Origin of the sequence: Burkholderia diffusa (assembly GCF_001718315.1) — a bacterium.
GTDB classification, from domain to species: domain Bacteria; phylum Pseudomonadota; class Gammaproteobacteria; order Burkholderiales; family Burkholderiaceae; genus Burkholderia; species Burkholderia diffusa_B.
On sequence record NZ_CP013364.1, the window covers coordinates 416,402 to 432,403 of the forward strand.

Here is a 16,002-nt window from a genome sequence, read left to right on the forward strand (position 1 = left end):
CGTGAGAAAACCATGTGGCGCTACCTAGTCATCCTTGCGCTTTGGTGGACCCGTTCCGCCTGCGCGCTTTCGATTGGTGATCTGACCTACTTCATGGGGCCGCAGGCAGATTACCTGGCCCGCGAAGTCACCAACGACAGCGACCGGACGCGCGTGTATTCCGTTCATGTGTCACAAAGCGCGCCGCCTTATGCCGACGCGAAGACGTGGCGCCCGGAGGGCGGGGAACTCATGTATGCCCCCACCAAGCTGGTCCTGCGGCCGCAAAAAAGCGGCTGGCTCAAGCTGTATTACAAGGGCGCCAAAGACGAGCAAGCCCGGTATTACCGCGTGGTGTTCAAGGAAGAACCCGCCGTCCAGATGAACAAGGACGCGGTGGAGATGAAACCGCGGCTCAGCCTGGAAAGCATCCTCGTGGTCCAACCGCGGCAGGCGCGGCAGTCGTACCGCATCGAAGGCAACGCACTCGTCAACGACGGCAACACCGTGTATCTCGCCACCGCGTTTGGTCGTTGTCCTGATCCACGCGCGTGTTTTCGGGACCGATTTCTCGCGCCCGGTGAAACCATGGATATCTCCGGTTTGGTGGAGGCTGGTGAATCGGTGCGAGTGGTGCTAGGCAACGAAACAGTTAATGAAAGTCGAGCGGCACCGCGACTCCTGCCGATACCACGCATCGTTGCCGTCGCCCCTGATCGAACCACTCTGGATCAAGCTCACGATGAACCATAAAAACCGCCTCCAATTGAAACTTCGTCTGGCGCGCCTTTGGCTGAGTGCCGCGAACTTGCTAGCTTTCATACGTTCTGCATTCGCCGGCAGGCAACGCTGCAAAAAGACACCCCATCCTGTTCCGACGGGCCAACTGTTGTTCAGCTCGGTCCTGATCGCTACCTTCTTGAGTGCAATGTCAGCCGCCAACGCATACGACGACAGAAATCCATTCATGCCGCCGAACTGTCATCCGGAATCCCTACGAGAACGTCACGAGGCAACCGTCCGGCCGGTCATGGTTTCGATTGGCGACCAGATCTACCTGGCGACAAACAGCCCTTTTAAGGACGGCGCCCTCGTTGGTCGAATCGATCTGGTGGACCCGACCCGCTCACAATTGGGGGTTTCTTTCCGATATCGCCACCAGGGCCACAGCCTTTGGTTTATGAGCTGGGTCGGCGCGCACGCCGTCGGTACCTGGGTAGCCCAAGGGGCAAGCGTCAGCTCGCTAGCCACCTTCGCCTCGCACGACATTCGGGAGCCTTCACTGCCCTACGGGCGTGCCTCTCACAAGAATCGCAACAATGAATTTACTTACAACGGCCACGTTCTGCTCCAGCCGGGCCGTTGGGGTGCAGGGGGAGGGATGGGGGGCGATGATATGCCCGTCGGCACACAGATCATGAACGATGACGCCAAGTGGATTATCGCGCTAGCTGTCATTCAGGGGGAGCCATTCGAGTTCGGGGCAATGGTTGGCTACCACGACTACTTCATCCATTCATGGGGTGTGGAAAACGGCGAAATGATGAGGACGATGTGCGGGGGTAAAGGCGGTAGCGGCGACAACAGCCCCGCGCCTCCTACGGACATCGGTTACGAACGCTACCAATTGAACGTCCAACCTATTGGCGACTCGAAAATTGAGTTCAGGCCAATTTCCGGAACGGTTCAATTGACTTCAAGCAACGTGATCTCCAGCGTGCCGGCAACGTGCAGCAATGTCGGCAATATCATGGCGTGCCCCATTCGCACGGATACCAATACCGGGGCAGATGGCTTCACGCTAAAAGTGCCGAGCGCGATGTCGGGCAAAGTCTGGCTGCTGGTGAATGGGCAGCAGGCAGACAGCATGCGTATGAGCGATCTCAACAATTCGACCGGGCTCGCGGTATCGGCCGAGTACCTCAACGAGTTGCTCGGCCCGAAAGACGAGATGTACCTCCATGACATCGCCCTTCACCTCGTGCCTGATCAAGCCCCCGGATTCAAGATACCCATCAGCCTGTGGAGCGACGTGCTGCTCAAGCGCATCACGTTTGGCGTCGAGATCACAGAGCGCGATCCGAGCGCCAACGGCAGCTATTCCGGCGTGGTCGGCCAGGACCCTGATATTGTGGTGCCGCTTTCAATCCGGCAGTTCGGCATATCGCGCGCCAGCAAAGTGCAGGTCAATGTAGTGGCCGACAACGTGCAGACCCACGAGGGCTTGCAATGCAAGTTCGTCGGCAACAACGGCGCAACTGTCGTGGGCATTCCTTCCACGCTGCGCTTTTATAACGGCACCGAACTGGTTGACCGCCCCGACAACTGCACGGGTCGCATGCATGACATCACGAAAATGCGGTGGCGCGAAACGCTGGGCGGCTTGTCCCCCTACGACGCACATCTGGACATGGATCTGATCTTCCCGTTAGGTCCGTCAGTGCGCTTCGATACGGCCCGCAACGAGTGGTTCGGACGCGTGGAAGCGAAGGGCGAGGTGAGAGTCAGGGCGGAGTGGAATTGAGCGGCGTGGAATGAACAGGATGGCACCGCAGTTTGCACGCGCAGCGTGTGCCCGTTCACGATATTGCACTTGCCGCGTACCGAGCCAACCGGCTTCGCACTCGATATCGGGCCGGTCGCTGGGACGGTCGGAATCTCGCAGCGATATACAGCGAACCGGCCCGAATCGGCAGTTCCCGGTTCGGGCCGTTTTGGTACATGCTGCCGAGCGTCTTTGCGCCAATTCGAGCGCAACAAGGCGTGTTAACGCGTGGTAAAAAGCAGTCGGTTTAAAACGGAAACGCCTTCGGCACCGACACGTCGTTCAACCCATGAAAGTGCCGCCCGGCACATCTCCGTCGGCCAGCGGTCTGCAGTGGCCGATCAGCCGTCATCCGCGAATAGTCGAGCGGAGGCACGTCGGCAGGGTTAAAATTATCCCCTTGGATTGAAAGGTTTGTAACAAAAAGGGGTTGCAATGAGGCCAGCGCATCAACCGATCCGGGTTGTGATTCTGGACGACCATGCCGTCGTCCAGCACGGGATCGCCAGCTACCTGACGGGGCAAACCGGTATCGAGGTGGCAGCGAGCTTCGCGAAGTCGCGCGACCTGATTCGCTGGCTCGAAGCCAATCCGGTGGACGTGGCGCTGCTCGACTACACGTTGGGCCCGGATGAGATCGACGGCCTCAATCTGGTCAAATTGGTCGCCACACGCTTTCCTCATTGCAACATCCTGATGACATCAAGCAGCGATACGCCCGCAACCGTCAACATGACGATGCGCGCCGGCGCGCTCGGATTCTTCGGCAAAAGCGAGAATCTCCGGGAGCTTGCGCATGCGATCCACGTCGTTGCAAGCGGCCGTCCGTATATCAGCGCCGAATTGTCCCGGAAAATGCTGACGAGCACGAGCGCCGATCCGAGCGCGCTCGAGCGCCCCGCCACCGTTGAGGAGAGCGCCGGCTCATCCGACTCCGAACTGTCCGAAAACCTGCGTCTTAGCCCGCGTGAGCATGAGGTTTTGCGCTGCTACCTGGCAGGCATGTCTGTTTCCGATATCGCATCGAAATTCTCGCGCAGTCCGAAGACCATCAGTGCGCAAAAGCAGTCCGCATATCGCAAACTCGGGATCCGTAGCGACGCCGAGCTGTTCGCGTCCCGCAAGATGCTCGAGGAAGGCTGAACGCCGAAGCGTCCGGGCTGTCTACGACAGCGCGCGTGCACGCCATCTCAACCGCAGTTTTCAGTCTTATAAGACAAGTCCTATAGGCGGCGTCTGGAATTCGCGCCGCAAAGTGCGAAATCCGTCGTTCGGCGATTAGATTCATTGCTCTCGTTACACGACTGATGAATCGCACTGGCCTCTATGAAAACTCGGCTCTCCACCAACACCGCCGTCTGGCGGTTGCTTTGCCGCGTACTGCTCGTGGCCATGCTCGTCGCGTCGCCCCCCGCGTCGGCCGAGGCCGAGAGCACGAAGCCAGCGTTCACCAACGAAGAATTGCAATGGATCAAGGCGCATCCCGTCGTCCACATCGCAGTGGAAGCCAACTGGCATCCCATCGAATACCTGCGTGACGGCAAGCATGGAGGCCTGGTCGCGGGCTATCTCGACGCAATTTCCAGGATTAGCGGGCTGTCGTTTCAAACCGTACCCGGTACGCAGTGGGGGCATGCCGACGAAGCCCTGAAATCCGGCCGCGTCGATCTGCTGCCGGGCGTATGGCGGGAACTGGTGCACGACCGTTTCGGCGACGGCGCGCTCGTCAGCATGCCGTATCTCGTCGGTCGGCTGACGGCGGTGACACGCAGCGACTCCACGATGATCTTCAGCCTGCAGCGCCTCGAGGGCAGGCGCGTCGCGATCAAGGGCAACGGAGCGGTCGAATATTTCACACGCCATAGCGGCGTGAACCTCGACGTACTGACATTCGACAGCGAGGAGCAAGCGCTCGCCGCCGTCGCCGCAGGCGAAGCGGATGCCGCGCTCGGCGTGGATGTCACGATGCTGCCGATCGTGCGCAGCCGGTACCTCGGCCAGCTGTTCATGTCGGGCATGCTCGCCGATCGTCCTGTGTCGCTGGCGATGATCACGCGCACCGACATGCCGATTCTCGCGTCGATCATCGACAAGTCGCTTGCCGCCATCCCCGTCAGCGAAACGGCGGCAATGACCCGAAACTGGGTCGAACTGGCAGACTACGGCAAGCCGACGATTCGCTCGATCCTGCATTACCGCGCACCTCAGGTGGTCGCCATCGGCCTCGCGCTGCTGGCCTTTGCCATGCTTGCCTACCTGTCCTGGAAATCCCGCACCGCGGCGGTTCGAAGCGAGCGCGAAAAGGCCACGTTTCTCGCGTTCATCAGCCACGAAATCCGCACACCGATGCAAACGATCCTGTCGTCGCTCGAGTTGCTGCAATGCTCGTCGCTGACCGGGCAACAGGCAAGTCGGGCGGATGCAGCGATCTCGGCCTCGGAAACGCTGCTCACCTTGCTCGATGACGTGCTCGAATTCTCGCGCCTCGATTCGCGCAAGATCCGGCTTGAGCCGCAGGCGGTCACGCTCGAGGCATGGGCCCGGGATACCGTGGGCATGGTGCACTGGCGTACGGACGAGAAGCAGATCGAACTGGCGCTGGAGTTTACATGCCCGCCGTCGATGCAGGTCGTGATCGACCCGGTGCGGCTCCGCCAGATCGCGCTCAACCTGCTCGTCAATGCGATCAAGTTCACGCCGGCCGGTTCGGTTACGCTGCGCGTCGACTACCTGCCCGGTCCGCAAGCGCCGCACGGCACCCTGGTGCTGGAAGTTCGCGATACCGGTGTCGGCATTTCGCCGGAATGTCGTCAACATATGTTCGACGCGTACTGGCAGGCCGAGCGCTTACAACAACACGGTGCGCAAGGCAGTGGATTGGGGCTTGCAATCTGCCGCCAGCTCGTCGAGTTGATGGGCGGGACGATCACGGTCGACAGCACGCCGAACGTGGAAACCACGATCACAGTGCGCCTGCCGGTTTCGGCCACGGTGGAGCCGGCTGCCGCGTGCCAGCCGACGTTCGCTTCGGACATCGCCGTTGCGTCGGAAAATGCCGACGGGAACTGCGAATACGGCAGCAAGCCGCTGATTCTGGTCATCGACGATCACGAGGCCGTGCAGTATTCAATCTGCCAGCAGTGCGACGAAATCGGCTGCCGTACCGTCACGGCGCAAAACGGGATAGCTGCATTGCAGCAATTGGCTCGCACTCGCTTCGACATGGTGCTGCTCGATTGCAACTTGCCCGACATTGACGGCTATGCGTTGGCCCGAATGATCCGCCTCAACGAGGCGACCGGGCAGACGGGGCGAGTCCCGATCATCGCCATTTCAGCTTTGTCCGGCGACGAACACAAGGTGCGCTGCTTTGACAGCGGGATGGACGGCGTGCTCGGCAAGCCGTTGAGGCTGGCTGCGTTGCGGCAGATGCTCGCGATGTGGTGCCCGGCCTATCAGGACATCGCGCCGGACGAGCCAGCGGAATTGCTTCTCGGTAACTCGGTCGACCTGCAAGTGGGCTACGCCCGGACGGTGGTGCAGGACTTCGAGGTGCTCTTCGACGCAATGCAGTCCGGCGATGTCGCCGACGCCTTGGGCGCGGCCCGGCGGATCAAGGGCGCATCGCACACCGTCGGGGCGGCACGCATGGCCGAATTAGCGGAACGCATCGAGTCCCGACTGCGCGAGCATCCCACCGCGCGCTAGGAGGCATGCACATTGTCGCCGATCGCCAGTGGCGCGCCAGGCAACGGGGTGACCCGCCGATGCGCCGCCGTCTGCGACGAAAGGCGATTCATGATGTTGCGTCGGCCGAACCGTTCGCGCTGTCACCGCCATGAGTCACGGCGTCGGCACGATGCATTTGCTGCAACTCGGCAAATTGCTTGTCGACATCGACGGCGGCGCCGTCGGCCGATTCCCGGAGCCGGTGTTCGAGGTCGCCGGCTAGATCGCACATTGCGGTTTTGCCGGCGACCGCCGCCGCGCCCTTGATCCGATGGGCCGCGTGACGGGCCAGATCGAAATCGCGGTTTTGCAGTGCGCGCCCAAGCATCTCCAGATCGCCATCGACGCTTTGCCGGAAAACGGTGCTGAAATCCGCGCGCGGCGTATTGGGCTTCACTGGCAATCCGCTGGGCGCAGCTGACTCATACGACGCGCACCAGAGTTCGATCACCTGTCGCAATACCGCGAGCCGCAGCGGCTTGCCGAGCACGCCGTCCATCCCGCTGTCCAGACAGCGCGCCCGATGTGCATCGTCTGTCGCGGCCGAGATGGCGATGATGGGTGTGCGCTTGCCACGTCGGTGACACTCGATGTCGCGCATTCGTTGCGCGACCGTATATCCGTCGATGCCGGGCAGATTGCAGTCGAGCAGCACCATGTCGAACGGCATTCGTTCGAATCGATCGAGTGCCGCTTCGCCGGTGCCTGCGATCGTAGACCGGCAGGCTAGCGCGTCGAGTTGATGCTGGATCGCGTGCTGCACAGCTTCGTGATCGTCAACGACCAGGATCATCGGGCCGCCGTTCGCATCCGGCGACACAGTTTCCGTGGCGTGATCCGATGCACGCGTCGGTGCGTGCGTGGCGCCGAGGGAAGGGCGTGATTCGTGGGCGGGCGGTCGCGATAACGTCTGCGGACGCACAGGCAGCATGACGGTAAAGACGGTTCCGATGCCGGGGTTGCTGCTGACGGTGATCGCACCTTTCATCAGGTCGACCAGTTCGCGGCAAATGGACAGGCCCAGTCCGCTTCCGCTCGCCCCGCGGTTTCCCGGGTTTTCGACGCGCTGGTAGGGCTCGAAGATGTGTCGCTGGCGATCGGGCGGGATGCCGATGCCCGTGTCGCGGACTTCGAGCACGAGCGTTCCTGAACGGCGCGATTTCCGGGGGAGGTAATCGACGCGTAGCAGGACCGTCCCGGTCGCCGTGAACTTGATCGCGTTGACCAGCAGATTGAGCGCAATTTGCCGTACCCGCATCGAATCGATATGCAATTCGAGTTGCGGCGAGCATGCGAGATCGAGTGTCAGCTTCAGCTTCTTTTCATTCGATCGCCAGCGCACCATCTCGACCGTTTGATTCGCCCACGGCCCGATCTCCGTCGGCTTCAGTGCAAGCGTGACATTGCGCGATTCGAGGCGCGAATATTCGAGCACGTCGTCGAGCAGGGTCAGCAGCGTTTCGGAGGCGGAGATCGCCGCGTCCGCGCGGTTCGCCTGTTGCCCGGTCAGCGCGGAGCGCTGCAGCAATTCGAGCGACGAGAGGATCGTATGCATCGGCGTACGGATCTCGTGGCTGATAAACGCGAGAAACATCGCCTTGTCGTGCTCGCTGCGGACGGCACGTGCGCGTGCGCGCCACGACAGGTACGCTAGCAGCGCGAATGCAATCAGAATGGCGCCGATGACCACGACCTGCTGCTGACGGTAATAGAGGATCGATGCCAGGGTTGGTTCGCCGTAGTCCGCCGTTTCGAGCCATCGATGGCGCATGGCTTCGGTCGCCGATGCAGGAATGGCTATCAGGGACTTGTCGAGAATCGAAGCGAGTATGCGGTTGTCGCTGCGCGTTGCCAGAGCCAAGGCATATGGGCGGTCCCACAAGCTTCCCGAGAGGAAGAGCTTCCCCTTGAACTGCCGATGCAACAGCGGAAGGATCGTGGCGTCGGTGCCGAGCGCGACATCGGCATTGCCGTCGGCAACCGCTTTCAGCGCCTCGTACTCGTTCGGGAAGGTCTGCAGCGCCACGGGCACCTGGCTTTGACGGACCGCGTATTCGAGGGCGCCTCCGCCCTTGATCGCGATGCGCTTGCCGGCAAGCCCCTGAAAATCGACGAAAAGATACTCGCGATCGGTCGTTACGACGTCGATCGTGCCGACGAAATAGGGCGTGGTCGAGATGACGCCGGTGCGATACCGTTCGAGGATTTCGCTTTTGGGCCAGTCCGGCGACACGTCGATCTTGCCGGACGTGAGCGCATTGACCGAACTGTTCCAGCACGAACCCGCGACGAATTCGAAGCGCAATCCGCTAATTCTGGAAATAGCATCGAGATACGCCGGCACAAGGCCGGCGATTTTTCCGTTCTCGACAAATTCGAACGGGCGCCACTCGGAACTGACGCATGTGCGCACCACCGGATGAGCTGAGATCCATGCCGCTTCCTCGGCCGTAAACTTCGGGGCCATGTTCGCCCATCCGGGCCCCGGCAACAACAGCATCGTCGCGAGGGCAAGGGAGGCGGGGCGGATCCAACTCATCATGGTCAAGGTTCTGTATCGCAATGTTATCGGGTTGAAGTGAGGCCAGTCGCTGCCTGGACATGTGCAGTGACATAGGTCGAACCCGACATTGTGCGCCTCCGTTGCAAGGGTATCCGCTGCGTCCAGGCATTTTGCGCCATAGGGCGAGTATGTTGCAGCATCCGCCGATGTTGCTCAACACGTCGTTTATCGGTTATCTCGCCAAGTCAATGAGAGTTGACTTCCTTTTGTCGGGTACGTGTTGCATATCAACATGCGTGGTATGGGGGCCGGTGTTTTTTGGAATGTTTCAAGATCAGACGAGACCGGGCCCGCGTCAAGTGCCAGCATGCCGGCAACGATAGGTACGGGCCATTTGATTGAATTTGCCACGATGGACTACAGGTGTATCGTTCGTGGCGAGGCGATATTCAATATTTGACATAAGCTAAATTATCGACAGTTTTCGTTGTAGCAGCCATATCCTAATGTCGTGTTGTGGCTATTTACAGATGTCGTGTTTTTGACTGCTGGCATGCTGGACGGCTCGTTGAGTAAGCCCGGGAGCCGACCATGCAGCCAGCCGGATTGGTGACACTGACGATGCGAGAGCTTGATCGACTCAAGGTAATCCAGGCCGTGGTGGACACGGGCTTGAAGCCTGGGCGTGCGGCTGAACGGCTGGGCCTGAGCGTGCGCCAGGTGGAACGGCTGATCATCCGATATCGAGAGCAAGGAGCCAGCGGCGTAGCTTCGGGCCGTCGCGGCCGGCCGGGCAACCGCAAGCTCGACGACGGGCTGGCGTTACGTGCCCTGACCGTTATTCGCGAGCGCTACGCCGATTTCGGGCCGACGCTGGCGTGCGAGAAGCTCTGGGAGTGCCACGGCATTCGGCTGGCCAAGGAGACGGTCAGGAAGCTGATGATGGACGCTGGGCTTTGGATTCCGCGTCGACAGCGGCCGCCGAAGGTGTATCAGCCACGAGCCCGACGCGCGTGCCTGGGCGAACTGATCCAGATCGACGGCAGCGATCATCGGTGGTTCGAGGAACGGGCGCCGGCCTGCACGCTGCTGGTGTATGTGGACGACGCGACGAGTCGGTTGATGATGCTGCATTTCACGCAGACCGAATCGACCTTCAGCTACTTCGAGGCCACGCGGGCATATCTGGAGCGCCATGGTAAGCCGGTAGCGTTCTACAGCGACAAATACAGCGTGTTCCGCAATACGAGCGCCGGCAAGACCGGCCAGAGCGTCACGCACTTCGGCCGCGCGATGTATGAGTTGAACATCGACACGTTCTGCGCAAACAGTAGCTCGGCCAAGGGGCGTGTCGAGCGTGCGCACCTGACGCTGCAGGACCGATTGGTCAAGGAGCTACGATTGCGCGGCATCAGCACAGTCGCGGATGCCAACGCTTATGCGCCCTCCTTCATCGCTACGTATAACGCGCGCTTCGGGAAGCCGCCGCGCAGCGGCTTTGATGCGCATCGGCCGCTGCGATCCGACGAGGATCTGGACCTGCTGCTGACCTGGCGTGAGACACGCCGGGTCACGAAGGCGTTGACGGTGCAATACGACCGGGTGCTGTACCTGCTGGACGATACGCCGGGGAATCGAGCGTGGATACATCGCGACGTCGAGGTGTGGGAGTACCCGGATGGTCGGATCGAAATCCGAGCAGCCGGTCAGATATTGGCAGCTCAGTCCTATGACCGGCTGGCCGAGGTCGATCAAGGCGCCATCGTGGACCACAAGCGGCTAAGTCACGCGCTGCAAGTGGCACAAGCGTTTCAGGCGCAGCGCGACAGCCGGCGGATCGGAACCGCGCCGTCGCGAACGCATCGAGGGCTGCCGGTGCGGGAGAACGAAGCGCAACCTGGCACCAAGAAGCCGCGCCGGTTCACGGCGGCTGACATGGAGGCGGCGATTCTGGAGGTCGCATCAAAAGCAGGAACTGAGCGGCGGTCTGCCACGGCCCGCGGATGAGCGTAAGCGCCCTGCTGCTTCAGGCTCGGCGCTTCAACGCTGAATGACGAGAAAGTCGATGAAACATGCGACATTTGTATTTAGCTGGCGCTGCGACATCTGAATCTGGGTATGACATTCGTTGTGGCGGCTAAGTTGTAATGTCCGCTTTTCGACCCATCGTAAGCTGGCTGGCCTACGAGAAACTGTACGAAAGCCACAACATTCGGCTGGCCAAGGAAACGGTCCGCAAGCTGATGACCGACGCTGGCCGCTAGGTGCCGCGCCGGCAACGCCCGCCCAAGGTCTACCAGCCGCGAGCGCGTCGGGCATGCTTGGGTGAACTGATCCAGATCGACGGCAGTGACCATCGATGGTTCGAGGATCGGGCGCCGGCCTGCACGTTGCTGGTGTACGTTGACGATGCGACGAGTCGGCTGATGATGCTGCACTTCACGCAGACCGAATCGACCTTCAGCTACTTCGAGGCGACGCGCGCGTACATCGACTGCCACGGCAAGCCGGGGGCGTTCTATAGCGACAAGTACAGCGTGTTCCGCAACGTAACGCCAGGCAAGACTGGTAATCGGGTGACGCACTTCGGCCGCGCGATGTACGAGCTGAACATCGACACGTTTTGCGCGAACAGCAGTCCGGCCAAGGGGCGAGTCGAGCGAGCACATCTGACGTTGCAGGATCGCTTGGTCAAGGAGCTACAACTGCGCGGGATCAACACGGTGGCCGATGCCAATGCGTATGCGCCCTCCTTCATGGCCGCTTACAACACACGCTTCGCGAAGCCGCCGAAGAGCGATTTCAATGCGCATCGACCGTTGCGCGCCGATGAGAATCTTGACTTGGTGCTGACGTGGCGCGAGCCGCGAAAAGTGACGAAGTCGCTCACGGTGCAGTACGACCGGGTGATGTACTTGCTGGAGGACACGCCGGAGAATCGAAAGTTGATCGACCGGCAGATCGAGGTGTGGGAGTACCCGGATGGGCGCATCGAACTCCGAACAGAGGGTCGCGTGTTGCCCTGCAGGCAGTACGACCGGCTGGCCGAAATTGATCAAGGTTCCATCGTCGAACACAAGCGTCTGAGTCATGTGCTGGAGATCGCGCAAGCGCTTCAGGCGCAACGCGATAACAGCCGAATCGGTAAGGTACCGTCTCGAACGCATCGAGGCGAATCGACCAAGACGAATCGCAACACCACTCAGCCGAACAAAAAGAAGCAGCGTGAGTTCACGCAGACCGATGTCGAGAAAGTGATCGTGGATCTCGCCGAACGCAGACAGGTCCAACAGCCCGCGCGCAAACCTGGCCGTCGGTCTGCGAGGGGCAGTGACGCAAGCGTAAGCACCCTGCCCGTTCAGGATCCGCTCTTCGACACTGCGTGATCTATACCAAGACAAACAAGCCTCAAGCCCGGAAACCCGGACATTTCAACTTAGCCGAGAGGCGGACATTTGAGAATGGCTTTGACACACAGCCACCACATGACATCTTATGACAAATGGTGAACGGAAAAATGGAATCCGATGCTTCGCAAAACTAAGAGCGGCGGCATGGTTTGGCGCATCACGCGAGACCAAGGCGGAACCTCTATCCAACTCGACATTAGGGCGTCCGTCGTCACTCCCCTGGACGTAATAAAAGCGACCCCTGCTGCATTCGACCGCCTATTCGGGTATTCCGCATCGTCTCAGCGCGTTCAAGGCCGCGCATGAGGTGCTGGTGGCGGAGGCGGTGTTGAAGTAACGACGCGGTTGAAGCCGGGGGTTCCGTCATCGGACACCCCGGCATGGGCGAGCGCTCAAGCCTGCCGTCATCACAGCGCGTTCGGCGCCCCCTTCCCGTCAAGCACCGCCGCGACGTTGTCGAGCGCGGTAAACCCCATCTGGTCGCGCGTCTCGACGGTCGCGCTCGCCATGTGCGGCGACAGAAACACATTGTCGAGCGCGGCAAAGCGCGGATCGATGTTGGGTTCGTTCCGGTAAACGTCGAGCCCCGCGGCGAACAGCCGATGCGAGGTCAACGCGTCGTACAGCGCATCCTCGTCGACGAGACTGCCGCGTGCCGCATTCACGAACACGGCACCGTCGCGCAGTAAGCCGAATTCGCGGCGGGTCATCAACGGCGTGCCGCCGCCGGGCACGTGCAGCGTGAGGATGTCGCACTGCGGGAGCAGCGTGTCGAGATCCGCGCAATAGCGCGCGCCGGCCTCGATCTCGGGCGGTGCGGGACGTCGGTCGGTATAGACGATCTTCATCCCGAAACCGCGCGCGCGCTGCGCGACCGCGCGGCCGATCCGCCCGAAACCGACGATTCCGAGCGTCTTGCCGTTCACGCGCGTGCCGAGCATGTCGGTCATGCCGAACGACTTTCCCCACCCCGCGCGCACGATACGCTCGTACTCCGATGCACGCCGGCACGCGGCCAGCGCCAGCAGCATCGTGAAATCGGCCGTGCAGTCGGTCAGCGCATCGGGGGCGTTGCTGACCGCGATTCCGCGTGCGCGTGCGGCGGCGACGTCCATGTGGTCGTACCCGGCGCTCGCGTTCGCGATGATCTTCACGCTCGGTGGCAATGCTGCGATGTGCTCGGCCTGCAGCCCCGATTTCTTGCCGATCAGCACCGCCGGCGTCTCGTAGCGATTGCAGAACTCGACGACGGACGACGCGTCCATGTCGGCGTCCGTTACATACGCGTTGAATTCGGATTCTGCGCGTGCGGCGACTGCGGCGGGAACGCGTCGCGCAACCAACAGGCGGGTGCGATTGTTGTCAGGCATGGTCTCGTCCTTGGGTCGGAAAACGGAACACAGCCTACGAAGCGCAGTCGGCGCAGGTCAATATTGATTGGTTCAATCAACATGTCCGCGCGGCATTGAGCGACCGGATAATCGACCGATTCCGATCATGTCCTCTGCTATACGCGATGCCGTGCCGGCGCGCGAACGGCGCAGTCTCGAACTCAGGAAAACCCTGACGCCAGCCCGTCGGGACGGGGCGGTTGATGTTGATTGAAAGAATCAAGATTGCTGCGAATTCGTCACCGCGCAATGCTTTTTGCATGTTCAACGGACTGAAGACGAGGGCGTGAAAATGCAGGCAGAGAAAAAAATCGCGGCGGTGACGGGTGCCGGCACCGGCATCGGACAGGCCGCTGCGGTAGCGCTCGCGCTAGCCGGCTTCAGCGTCGCGCTGCTCGGCCGGCGCATCGATCCGCTACTCGCGACGCAAGAGATCATCGAGATGGCCGGGGGCGTCGCAGCGGCGATTCCAACCGACGTGTCCGACGAAACATCGGTCGATGCGAGCTTCACGCGAATTGCGCATGACTTCGGCCGCCTCGACGTGCTGTTCAATAACGCGGGCCGCAACGCAGGCGCCGTGCCGCTCGAGGATTATTCGCTTGAGTTCTGGAACGACGTGGTCGCCACCAAACCTGACCGGCGTGTTCCTGTGCGCCCGCGCCGCGTGGCGCCAGATGAAGCGCCAGACGCCGCAAGGCGGCCGCATCATCAACAACGGTTCAATCTCCGCGCACAAGCCGCGCCCGAACACGATCGCGTACACGGCCACGAAGCACGCGGTCCTCGGCATCACGCGTTCGATCGCGCTCGACGGGCGGCCATTCAACATCGCGTGCGGCCAGATCGATATCGGCAACGCCGCCACGTCGCTGACCGAGCGGATGAACAACGGCGTGCTGCAGGCCGACGGCCGCATCGCGCCCGAGCCGCGCGTCGACGTTACGCACGTCGCGAACGCGATCGTGCAGATGGCGAGCCTGCCCCTCGAAGCGAACATTCTGAACATGACAATCATGGCGAGCGCGATGCCCTTCGTCGGACGCGGCTGACAGGACGCGCACCGGCACACACGGCAGGTGCACCGGCACAACCATCACAAAACAGGAGACGACATTGAAAACCGCTGAAGAACAGGTTTCGGTCATGCGCGAGTTCGACGCGCACGCAGGCGCCGCCAGGCGATCGCGGGTGCGCTATGGCGTGCTGTCGATGCTGCTGGTGGCCACCGTCCTCAACTACGTCGATCGCTCCGCGCTCGGCATCGTCGCTCCAGCGTTGTCGAAGGATCTCGCGCTTACCCGCGTGCAGATGGGCGAACTGTTCGCGGTGTTCGGCCTCGCATACTCTATCGCGCTGCTGCCGGCTGGCGCGCTCGCCGACCTGCTCGGCTCGCGCATCGCGTATGCGCTGTCGCTCGTCGGCTGGTCGCTGGCCACGCTTACGCAAGGGCTCGCGCATGGCTACCACATGCTGCTCGGCTCGCGGCTAGCGATGGGCGCGCTCGAAGCGCCCGCGTTTCCGTCGAACGCGCGCGCCGTGACGATGTGGTTTCCGGTCCAGGAGCGCGGCTTCGCGACGAGCGTATACGTGATGGGTCAGTACATCGGCACGCCGCTCTTCACCGGGCTGCTGCTGTGGATCTCATCCGCGTTCGGCTGGCGTACCGTGTTCTTCACGACCGGCGCGTTCGGCATTCTGTTCAGCGTCGTCTGGTACCGGCTCTATCGCGATCCGTCGCGCCATCCACGCGTCAACGCGGCCGAGCTGCAGTACATCACCGAAGGGCAGCCGGTAGTGACGGCGCGCGACCGATTCGACTGGCGCATGGCGCTGCGCCTGCTCGGCTACAGGCAGATCCTCGCGATCTGTCTCGGCAAGTTCTGCAACAACACGCTGCTGGTGTTCTTCACGACCTGGTTCATGACCTACCTTGTCGAGGAACGGCACATGTCGATGATCAAGGTCGGTTTCTTCCAAGCGATGCCGTTCATCGGCGCGACGCTCGGGATCCTTATCGCCGGCTATTTGTCTGATCTCTGCATCCGGCGCGGCGTATCAATGTCGTCGTCGCGCAAGGCGCCCCTCGTGATCGGCACCTTCCTCGGCGCATCGATCGTGCTTGTCAATTTCGTGCAGTCGAACGCGCTGGTGATCGCGATCCTGACCGTCGCGTTCTTCGCACAGGGAATCGGTTCGATGTCGTGGGCTGCGGTGTCCGAGATCGCGCCGAAACGCTATGTCGGGCTCACCAGCAGCATCACGAGCCTCGCCGCGAATATCGCAGCCGCGACCACGCCGCTGATGATTGGCTACGTGACGCAGCACACCGGCAACTTTTTCTGGGCGCTGAACCTGATGGGTGCGATCTGCCTCCTCGGCACGCTGTCGTACTCGGTGCTGCTCGGCAAGCTGTCGCGCATCGAGCTCTGACCGGGTTCGTCC

The 16,002-nt window shown here is 61.6% G+C and carries 8 protein-coding genes and 3 pseudogenes; 9 read left to right on the top strand and 2 right to left on the bottom strand.

Annotated features, from left to right (window positions below; all coding sequences use genetic code 11):
• Nucleotides 1–12 precede the first annotated feature (12 nt).
• The 4 genes from WI26_RS28645 to WI26_RS28660 all read left to right on the top strand — a co-directional run bounded on the left by WI26_RS28645 (nucleotide 13) and on the right by WI26_RS28660 (nucleotide 6,232).
• Nucleotides 13–732, top strand: coding sequence for a hypothetical protein (locus tag WI26_RS28645; protein ID WP_069228082.1), 720 nt, complete (start codon nucleotides 13–15; stop codon nucleotides 730–732).
• Complete coding sequence (locus tag WI26_RS28650) at nucleotides 722–2,503, top strand: hypothetical protein (protein ID WP_155768843.1); 1,782 nt, start codon at nucleotides 722–724, stop codon at nucleotides 2,501–2,503. The genes WI26_RS28645 and WI26_RS28650 overlap by 11 nt, the downstream gene beginning before the upstream one ends.
• Nucleotides 2,504–2,959: 456 nt before the next feature.
• On the top strand, nucleotides 2,960–3,667 hold the full coding sequence (locus WI26_RS28655; RefSeq protein WP_059536067.1) for a response regulator transcription factor: 708 nt from the start codon (nucleotides 2,960–2,962) through the stop codon (nucleotides 3,665–3,667).
• A gap of 183 nt (nucleotides 3,668–3,850) precedes the next feature.
• On the top strand, nucleotides 3,851–6,232 hold the full coding sequence (locus WI26_RS28660) for an ATP-binding protein (protein ID WP_081334398.1): 2,382 nt from the start codon (nucleotides 3,851–3,853) through the stop codon (nucleotides 6,230–6,232).
• A gap of 88 nt (nucleotides 6,233–6,320) precedes the next feature.
• On the opposite strand, the gene WI26_RS28665 is transcribed toward WI26_RS28660, so the two are convergent.
• Nucleotides 6,321–8,792 (bottom strand): ATP-binding protein, encoded by a 2,472-nt coding sequence (locus WI26_RS28665; protein ID WP_069228352.1) that lies wholly within the window; start codon nucleotides 8,790–8,792, stop codon nucleotides 6,321–6,323.
• 555 nt (nucleotides 8,793–9,347) lie between these two features.
• Here WI26_RS28665 and WI26_RS28670 point away from each other — a divergent pair.
• The 3 genes and pseudogenes from WI26_RS28670 to WI26_RS33355 all read left to right on the top strand — a co-directional run.
• Nucleotides 9,348–10,763 carry an ISNCY family transposase gene (locus tag WI26_RS28670; protein ID WP_155768749.1) on the top strand — a complete coding sequence of 472 codons (1,416 nt, stop codon included), beginning with the start codon at nucleotides 9,348–9,350 and terminating at the stop codon, nucleotides 10,761–10,763.
• A gap of 170 nt (nucleotides 10,764–10,933) precedes the next feature.
• Nucleotides 10,934–12,142 (top strand): annotated as a pseudogene (locus WI26_RS28675) (ISNCY family transposase); the annotation flags it as partial.
• A 256-nt stretch (nucleotides 12,143–12,398) separates the two neighbouring features.
• Nucleotides 12,399–12,503, top strand: a pseudogene (locus WI26_RS33355) (gamma carboxymuconolactone decarboxylase); the annotation flags it as partial.
• 70 nt (nucleotides 12,504–12,573) lie between these two features.
• Here WI26_RS33355 and WI26_RS28680 read toward each other — a convergent pair.
• Nucleotides 12,574–13,536, bottom strand: coding sequence for a 2-hydroxyacid dehydrogenase (locus WI26_RS28680; protein ID WP_069228085.1), 963 nt, complete (start codon nucleotides 13,534–13,536; stop codon nucleotides 12,574–12,576).
• A gap of 313 nt (nucleotides 13,537–13,849) precedes the next feature.
• Here WI26_RS28680 and WI26_RS28685 point away from each other — a divergent pair.
• Both WI26_RS28685 and WI26_RS28690 read left to right on the top strand, forming a co-directional pair.
• Nucleotides 13,850–14,609, top strand: a pseudogene (locus tag WI26_RS28685) (SDR family oxidoreductase).
• A gap of 94 nt (nucleotides 14,610–14,703) precedes the next feature.
• Nucleotides 14,704–15,990, top strand: coding sequence for an MFS transporter (locus tag WI26_RS28690; protein WP_069228086.1), 1,287 nt, complete (start codon nucleotides 14,704–14,706; stop codon nucleotides 15,988–15,990).
• Nucleotides 15,991–16,002 lie beyond the last annotated feature (12 nt).

Coding starts and splice junctions, on each gene's coding strand:
- WI26_RS28680 (WP_069228085.1), bottom strand. CDS start 13,536: ATGCCTGACAACAATCGCACCCGCCTGTTGGTTGCGCGACGCGTTCCC.
- WI26_RS28650 (WP_155768843.1), top strand. CDS start 722: ATGAACCATAAAAACCGCCTCCAATTGAAACTTCGTCTGGCGCGCCTT.
- WI26_RS28670 (WP_155768749.1), top strand. CDS start 9,348: ATGCAGCCAGCCGGATTGGTGACACTGACGATGCGAGAGCTTGATCGA.
- WI26_RS28645 (WP_069228082.1), top strand. CDS start 13: ATGTGGCGCTACCTAGTCATCCTTGCGCTTTGGTGGACCCGTTCCGCC.
- WI26_RS28690 (WP_069228086.1), top strand. CDS start 14,704: ATGCGCGAGTTCGACGCGCACGCAGGCGCCGCCAGGCGATCGCGGGTG.
- WI26_RS28665 (WP_069228352.1), bottom strand. CDS start 8,792: ATGAGTTGGATCCGCCCCGCCTCCCTTGCCCTCGCGACGATGCTGTTG.
- WI26_RS28655 (WP_059536067.1), top strand. CDS start 2,960: ATGAGGCCAGCGCATCAACCGATCCGGGTTGTGATTCTGGACGACCAT.
- WI26_RS28660 (WP_081334398.1), top strand. CDS start 3,851: ATGAAAACTCGGCTCTCCACCAACACCGCCGTCTGGCGGTTGCTTTGC.